Annotated in this window: 5 protein-coding genes; 2 read left to right on the top strand and 3 right to left on the bottom strand. The window is 38.6% G+C overall.

Features of this window, described 5'->3' with window-relative positions; all coding sequences use genetic code 11:
* Window positions 1-311 precede the first annotated feature (311 nt).
* Window positions 312-1,106: a sterol desaturase family protein gene (locus ACFFIP_RS16130; protein ID WP_382388740.1), complete on the bottom strand. Its 795-nt coding sequence runs from the start codon at window positions 1,104-1,106 to the stop codon at window positions 312-314.
* 375 nt (window positions 1,107-1,481) lie between these two features.
* Between ACFFIP_RS16130 and ACFFIP_RS16125 the strand changes: the two genes are divergently transcribed.
* Complete coding sequence (locus ACFFIP_RS16125; protein ID WP_382388739.1) at window positions 1,482-3,425, top strand: tetratricopeptide repeat-containing sensor histidine kinase; 1,944 nt, start codon at window positions 1,482-1,484, stop codon at window positions 3,423-3,425.
* Window positions 3,422-4,156, top strand: a complete 735-nt coding sequence (locus tag ACFFIP_RS16120) for a LytR/AlgR family response regulator transcription factor (RefSeq protein ID WP_382388738.1) — start codon at window positions 3,422-3,424, stop codon at window positions 4,154-4,156. Before ACFFIP_RS16125 ends, ACFFIP_RS16120 begins: the two co-directional genes overlap by 4 nt.
* A 79-nt stretch (window positions 4,157-4,235) precedes the next feature.
* Here the strand turns inward: ACFFIP_RS16120 and ACFFIP_RS16115 are convergent, their stop codons facing one another.
* A complete protein-coding gene (locus ACFFIP_RS16115) occupies window positions 4,236-4,742 on the bottom strand; it encodes a hypothetical protein (RefSeq protein WP_382388737.1) in 507 nt (168 codons plus the stop codon).
* A 183-nt stretch (window positions 4,743-4,925) separates the two neighbouring features.
* Window positions 4,926-7,421: an ATP-binding protein gene (locus ACFFIP_RS16110; protein ID WP_382388736.1), complete on the bottom strand. Its 2,496-nt coding sequence runs from the start codon at window positions 7,419-7,421 to the stop codon at window positions 4,926-4,928.
* Window positions 7,422-7,483: the final 62 nt, after the last annotated feature.

The following is a 7,483-nucleotide window of genomic DNA, read 5'->3' as shown; positions in this document are numbered from 1 at the left end:
ATTAGTCGACCAGTATTATACGTGTCAAGGAAAAAATCTAATCAAAAATCCCCAATCATGACTTTAGATTTTCAAAATCAAAAAATTGCAGCATAAAAAAGGCTGCCCTTTTCGGACAGCCCCTTCTCAAATATTCACTTCGAAAAAAATCAATTTGGGACGAATGAAAGTGATTCCTACCCAAAAGCCATGATAAACTTCCCAAAAAACACTTGTTTTGTCATGTTATCTGCAATGTCAGTCCAGAATCGTATATGACTATTTTTTGTTAAACAGCCTATCCGTGATTGATTTAAAAAAGATTCATAATCTCATTCTTTTAAAAATGGACTTCTGATCAAATACCAGAAAGTCTGTTTTCTCGGTTCATCAAATTCCTCCAAACCGAATTTGACTTTATCAACAGGCTTGAATTTATACGTTCCGAAAATCCTGTCCCAAATGATAAAAATATCTGCATAGTTGGAATCGGTATAATATTGGTCCTGATCGTGATGGATTTTGTGAATGTTGGGTGTCGTGAACAACAAGCCCAAAGTATTGTCTAGCCAAGGAGGAAACCTGAGGTTGGTATGTCCGAAAATCTGGAAAAGGGTAAGGATGAGAAAGTATAGGCCAATTACCAACAGGTCAAGTCCAAAAATAGCTGCTGTCAGTATTGTAGCACTACCGAACCAAAGAAATACCTCTATGGGATGTGCTCTAAAATAGGTGGATGAGTCCATACTCGTATCACTATGGTGCACGCTATGAAATCGCCAGATTGCCGGGACAAGATGGGACAAGCGATGAAACCAATAAGCAGTCAGGTCAAGAACAGCAATTCCAATTATCAACCTTAACCAAAAAGGAAATTCAATCATAAAAAACAGCCCAATTTCATAGAAATTAAGCCATTCGACGCTGAAGACAAACACTACTGCCCAAAAAATATTCATTATAAAAAAGACAGCTTGAAACAAGAAGCTCTGCCATAGGTGTTTACCTCTGTTTTTGAATGTAAACTGGGTTTTAAGTAGCTGCTCTAAGCTAAAGAAAAACAGGATCAAACCAATTATAATATAGTTGAGATCAATAGAAAGAAGATATCCGATGGTTTCTGTCATATTATTTGGTGGTTATCATTTAAAATTTAGAAAAGGAGAGCACATGGATTCATAACATTTTTTATTTATAGTCATTACCTTACTTACAGGTTGAAAAAAATGGGCTTTGGCAGAAGAGATTTCCTGATTGCCTCCGCCCAATTCTAATCAACTAATCTGCATTGTGTTCAAATAGGGTTACTGATATATTCTTACTATGATCTTAATGTAACTAGTGGAGAAATATATAACAATCTCAAAATTTTGGATTGACTTCCCGAATGTTTTTGGACGAACTATCCTTCCTTATGTCCCTAGGTGGCATTTTTCTTACCCTTTTGGATCAAATATCATAAATAATTGATTTTCAACGCCTTTTTGTTTTATCTTTAGTATATGAAGAAGTTTTTGTTCCTTTCGATATTTTTAATTCCATTTCATCTTCATGCTCAAATTTTAAACAAAGATGGAGAGTGGAAATATTTGGGGGTTTTCGAAGAAACAGATGATTTTGGAGAGGAATACCTATCGCTTCTTGAAGGTTTCTTAGAAGAAATCAAGATTGATACTTTGCGTTTTAGGGTCATCAATGACCTGGGTTACTACTATCATACAAGAAATCTGCAAAAATCTCTGGAAATCATTAACAAAGGCCTGAAGGAGGTAAGGGAAGCGAAAAATGAATTTTGGGAAGGTAAGATGCAGGTTTCCAAGGGTGCGATTTTACTACGGTTGGAAGATCTGGACCATGCAGAATTGGAGCTGAGGAGTGCCCTTCAAAAATTACCGGAAGTGGAAACCTGGCTACTTTTAACCAATTTGGGCTATGTGTATGAGAGGAGAGGAGAATTAGGGAAAGCATTTGAGTTTGCGACTCAAACACTGCAACTTGGAGAAAAGTATGGAGATAAAAAAGCGATGGCGATGGCCTACTCGGACATCAGTAATATTTTTTGGAAGCAGGGTAAATATATAATGGGGGTAGAATATGGACAAAAGTCAATAACGCTTTTTGAAGAAAGGGGAATAAGGGATTTGGATTATGACTTTACGCTCCATGTCCTAGGCAATAATTTGATGGCGCTTGGGCAATATGATGAGGCATTGCCATATTTTCAAAGATCATCTGAAATAGGGAACAAATATGGCTTTTATAATAACCTTAGTGATACCTATATCGCCCTGACAGAATTGTATAGTAAGATAGGAGACTTTAGAAATGGGGAGCAATCAGGAAAAGAAGCGCTAAAATATGCTGAACTTTTGCAAAATGATTTTATGGTGATCAGGTCCTTGCATTCGCTAGGAAGATTGAAGAATCAAGAAGGAGAGTATGATGATGCGATTTTATATTTAGAAAGGAGTATCCGGACCGCAGCTGAGGATTTTGGGGATATGTATTACTTGAGCCTAGTTTATCAGGATCTCAGCCATGCTTTTGAAGGAACAGGCAAGATATCGGAGTCTTTGAGGGCCTTCAAGACATACAATGAGCTGAATCAGAAAGTTTTCAATGCAGAAGCCGATCAAAGGATCGCGCAACTGCAGACTGAAATGGATGTCCATCAAAAGGAGAGTACAATTTCTCTACAGAACGAGAAACTCAAGCAACAGGAAATCATACAAATTTTCACCCTGTTGCTGACTGGTCTGATGGTGTTTTTTCTCTTTTTCCTGTTTAGGGTTTTTATGCGTAGAAAGAAGTATAGCTTGTTGTTGGAGAAACAGAATAAGGAAAAGGAGTTTTTGTTGAAAGAAATCCATCACCGAGTCAAAAACAACCTGGAGACCATTTCCAGCTTACTTGCTTTGCAGACGGCACAGGTGGATAATGAGGAGCTTCGGGAGATTATGCAGGAAAGTCAAAACCGGGTTCAGAGTATGGGGATCATCCATCAAAATTTATATCAGGGTGAAAACCTATCGGCAATTGAGATGAAAAATTACTTTGAAAATCTTGGTAGGTATATTATTGATTCATTTGATGCAGCAGACCGTATTTCATTGGAATGCAACATGGCACCATTTCAATTGAACGTGGACAGGGCTATTCCGATTGGGTTGATTGTGAATGAAATCATGACAAATTCCCTGAAATATGCTTTCCCTCATAATCGAAAAGGAAAGATCAGGATAAACCTGAAAGAGGAAAATTCCCATTTGTATTTAAGTGTAGCCGATGATGGAGTGGGGATAGATAAGGATTCCCAAGTCAAAGGGACAGGATTTGGCACCCAACTCGTCGGTTTGTTGACCCAACAACTTGACGGCAAGATGACCTTGAGCACCCAAGTTGGGACAGAAGTTTTTTTTGAATTTCAAATTGAAAAAGCAGCATGAAAGGAAAGATAAAAATATTGATTGTGGAAGATGATATGATCATTGCGGCAAACATATCGCTTCAGCTTTCAAAATTGGGATATGAGGTCACAGGAATTGAATCTAGAGGAGAGGATGCGATCAAACATGCCCTCGATAATCATCCTGATATCATTTTGATGGACATTCAGCTGAAAGGGAAACTGAATGGAATTGAAGCTGCCAAGCAAATCCAAAATAAAGCAGATATACCCCTGATTTATTTAACAGCAAATTCAGATGATGTTTCTTTTCAAAAGGCAAAGGAAACACATCCTTATGCCTTTATTTCCAAGCCATTTACTAAACTTAATCTCGAAAGAACCATCGCACTAGTTGTAGAGAAAATTCCCAATGAAAATAAAGGAGGCCATGAATCCGATGCCTTGACAGAATGTCTGGATGATAGGATTTTTATCCGAAATAATGGCAAATTGATCAAATTGATGCTCGATGATATCCTTTATATCGAAGCAGAGAGAAACTATTGCAATATTGTTACTGTAAATCAAAAGTATTTGATTGTCTGTCCTTTAAATTCATTTTGTCAAAAAATGGAAAGTAAGGACTTCCTACGCGTGCACAGATCTTATGTTGTCAATATCAAAAAGCTTGATGCTGTGGCAGACTCCCATTTGGAAATCAACCGGAAGGTCATTCCGATCAGCAAAATGTACAAGGAAGACCTGATGAGGAGTATCCGGAGAGTTTAAAAACATTTTTTAACAAATAGAAAACAATCAAAGGTTTATTGCGATGGTTTATTTGTCTAAAGTCATTGGATAGACTTTACTATACTTCCATTTTCAATATTTCCAAAAAGTAATTTTTAAGCTCCTTTTCTTCTTTGATATCTACCTGGCCATCCTCCATTACATCAGTAAGTAAAGCATGCATTTCTTTAAAAGGGTATTGATCGAGCATTGACTTATTTTCTTCCAGCCACTTTTTTAAGACATAAATTTCATATTTATTGACCTGCTCATCGGCCAGGATGCCATAACAAATCCCCTGTAGTATCTGAATTCTGGCTTCCGCACTTTGAGAATCACTAAGCTGAGATTCATATTTTTCGAGAATAGCCTTCATTTCATCTATTTCCTCAGATGTCATGATACCCACACCAAGAATGGATTTTATTTCTTCAAAGAACTCCTTAAATGGGGACTCTTGACAGAGCCCTTGATGGGCCTGGCACCAAAGTTTCATTTCTTCGAATTGTCCCCTAGTTATTCTTCCATCGCTGCTGATACCATAAATAATACCTTTGAAATGGTTAAATGGTTTTTGTGTTTTCATGGCTTGATAAAAATTTATTTTTAAAGTTAAGGATTTTACCGTTTATTATTTTTTATATTCAAAATAATTGAAAATTAAAAATGGGTACAAGCTTATTTCATTTTTATTCCACTGTAGCAAAGCTTGGTGGTGAAGAATAACAGGAGATACTTGAAGAAAATTAATTTCAGCAAAACTGCTTTTTTATGATTTAGGAAGGCTAATGATAAATGTTGCTCCCTCATCAGCCTTGTTGTCGATGGTAAGTTCCCCCCCATGGGCCTTCACAATATCATTGGTGATGCTTAAGCCTAGCCCTGTTCCCTCTGTCCCTTTTTTGGTAGTAAAGAATGGTTGCAGGACTTTATCTTTGATCTCTTCTGGGATGCCAGTGCCATTATCTTTAAAATATATCCGAACCTGATCTTTTTCAAGAATTGTGGACACCTGCAATTTTGGATTGTACTGAACAATATCAGCGTCTTCATCTTGCTTCTTGTGTTTTGTATCTTGTGTCTTTAAAACCTTCTCTCGCATCGCATCAAATGCGTTATTACAGAGATTGATCACCGCCCTCGAAAAGTCTTCCCCGATCAGTTCTATTTCTCCGATTCTGTCGTCTAGATCAAATAAGAGTTCCACCTTAATAGGATTTTTTCCGGCCCTCATGCCATGATAACTTAAGTCTACATATTCCCTGACCAAAGCATTTAGGCCGGTAAGTTCCATTTTACCTGATCCACCTCGGGAATGCTGTAACATGGAGGATACAATATTGTTGGCCCGCGTACCATGCTCCAACACCTTTACAAGGTTGGATTTGATTTCTTTCAGGGCTTCCCTGATCAAAGTTTCATCTCTTTCCTTAGGTTTTTCAATTTCCTTTAGAGATTCATCTATCATCTCAATGGAGACCTCAGAGAAGTTATTTACAAAATTCAGGGGATTTTTGATCTCATGTGCAATGCCAGCTGTCAGTTGGCCTAAAGAGGCTAGTTTCTCCCGTTGTATAAGTTGGGACTGAGTCGATTTGAGTTCAGTCATGGCCTTCTCTACCTCGATTTTTGCCTGCTCAAGTTTGACGAAATCCTCATATCTGGCAAAAGCAATATCAAAAGATTTGGTTAAAGCTTTGATCAATCCGATCTGCTCCTCAGTCAGGTTTCCCGCTGAACCCACGTAAAGCAATCCTTGGGTAAAAGGGACAAAGTGTAAGTTCAGCGATTCAGGTGCTTTCTTCGTTCCTTGGTAGGTTTTCAGATCCTTGATATAACCTTGTTTTTGAAGGGATTTACCCCATTTCACAAAGTCACGTTGATTCCAATATTGGATAAATATCTCTCCTTTTCTCCAAGCTTCAATGGACTGTGCAGTCATCTGGTTTGCATCAAAAGGAAGTTTCATCACGGCCAAGGATTTTCCTTCAGGTGTAGAAAGATAGATTTCCACTTTTTGTTCCTTTTCCTGCACGATAAAAATGCCGCATCGGATAAACGGAATTCCAAGGGAATTCAGCTCATTGAATATCAGGGGAGTGATTCTGTGAAGATCATCTGCATGCCGCATGGATGAAATTTCGCTTCGCACACGATCTAATGACGCTTGTTTTTTGGCCTCTAATGCTTGTAATTCTGCTTTTTGTATATCTTGAAATTTTTGGAATGCCAGGGAAAACACTTGGTGAAACCGCTTAAAAAAGCTCAATACCTCCGGCTTCAATCTCTTGTAAAGTGATAGTCCCAGTCCACCCTCTCCAATAGAAAGGAAGCAGAACCCTACTTCTAAAGCCTTATCTAAAAGTGGGTCTGAAAACTGATTCACTTCTTTTCGGTGTGTGCAAAATGATTCCAGCTCCTCTCCGATGAGATTACCGATAAAATGGCCATCTCGGGAGGCCAGCATCTGCTTGACCATTTCGTGTTCTACTGGGCTTTTATGGTAATCCGTATCTTCCACCGTGCATTGGTCATAGGCAGGGAAGTATTGATAGCAAAGGTATTTTCCTGTTTTTTCGTCAATGATTACCGTCTGCACATTTCGGATATTACTGATTCCGAAATCCTGCAATTGACCCGCTATTTTCCGGCAGACATCCAGCATGTCTTCCGGTTTTTTCATGCCCATGGCTACTGTACGGACTTTTTCAAGTGTCGCTTCCAGAGCCAGTTCCCGGTTTTTATGTTCCAATTCAGCAGTCCGCCGTTTGACTGCATCCCTGAGTTCTAGGTTTTCCTTGCTTATTTTCTCGATACCTAAGGTTTCACCTTCTCCCACGCGCAGATCAGGAACTGAGCCATGCTGATGCACCACCTTCCATCCTGAGATGGTTTCTCTCAAAAGGGTAGATATCCTGATTTTCGAATAGAAGTTCCAATCCTTTCTTTTGCCAGAGAAGTCAGATCCGGCCAGAACATAGAGGTCACAGGCCTCATTGATCAGGACCAATGGATCCAGACAGATGGTCTGGATTTGTCTGTTTCGCATGTCAACCTTGCCGACTATTTCATCGATTTGTCCTTTGAGAAATTCTATTCCAGCAACTTTGCCATGGCATTGCTCAGATTCTGAAGTACCTATCATTTCGAAGTTTTCATCCAGTGTGGAGGCGAATTTTTCAAGGTCTCCTTTGGAATAACTTTCCCAATATTTCCGATAAATTATTACGGCATCAGTTTCCCTTAATTTGTTAATTGTTTTCATGATGTGTTTTGCTGAAAACCGGTGGACCATTATAAAAGTAATTGTCGCAAGTCTGGGAATTT

It is taken from the genome of Fontibacter flavus (assembly GCF_042432905.1).
Classification (GTDB): domain Bacteria; phylum Bacteroidota; class Bacteroidia; order Cytophagales; family Cyclobacteriaceae; genus Fontibacter; species Fontibacter flavus.
This window is presented reverse-complemented; position numbering and strand designations above follow the sequence as displayed.

What these genes read in the sequence shown, in the direction of transcription:
- ACFFIP_RS16115 (WP_382388737.1), bottom strand. Translation starts at nt 4,742, where the DNA reads ATGAAAACACAAAAACCATTTAACCATTTCAAAGGTATTATTTATGGT.
- ACFFIP_RS16125 (WP_382388739.1), top strand. Translation starts at nt 1,482, where the DNA reads ATGAAGAAGTTTTTGTTCCTTTCGATATTTTTAATTCCATTTCATCTT.
- ACFFIP_RS16120 (WP_382388738.1), top strand. Translation starts at nt 3,422, where the DNA reads ATGAAAGGAAAGATAAAAATATTGATTGTGGAAGATGATATGATCATT.
- ACFFIP_RS16110 (WP_382388736.1), bottom strand. Translation starts at nt 7,421, where the DNA reads ATGAAAACAATTAACAAATTAAGGGAAACTGATGCCGTAATAATTTAT.
- ACFFIP_RS16130 (WP_382388740.1), bottom strand. Translation starts at nt 1,106, where the DNA reads ATGACAGAAACCATCGGATATCTTCTTTCTATTGATCTCAACTATATT.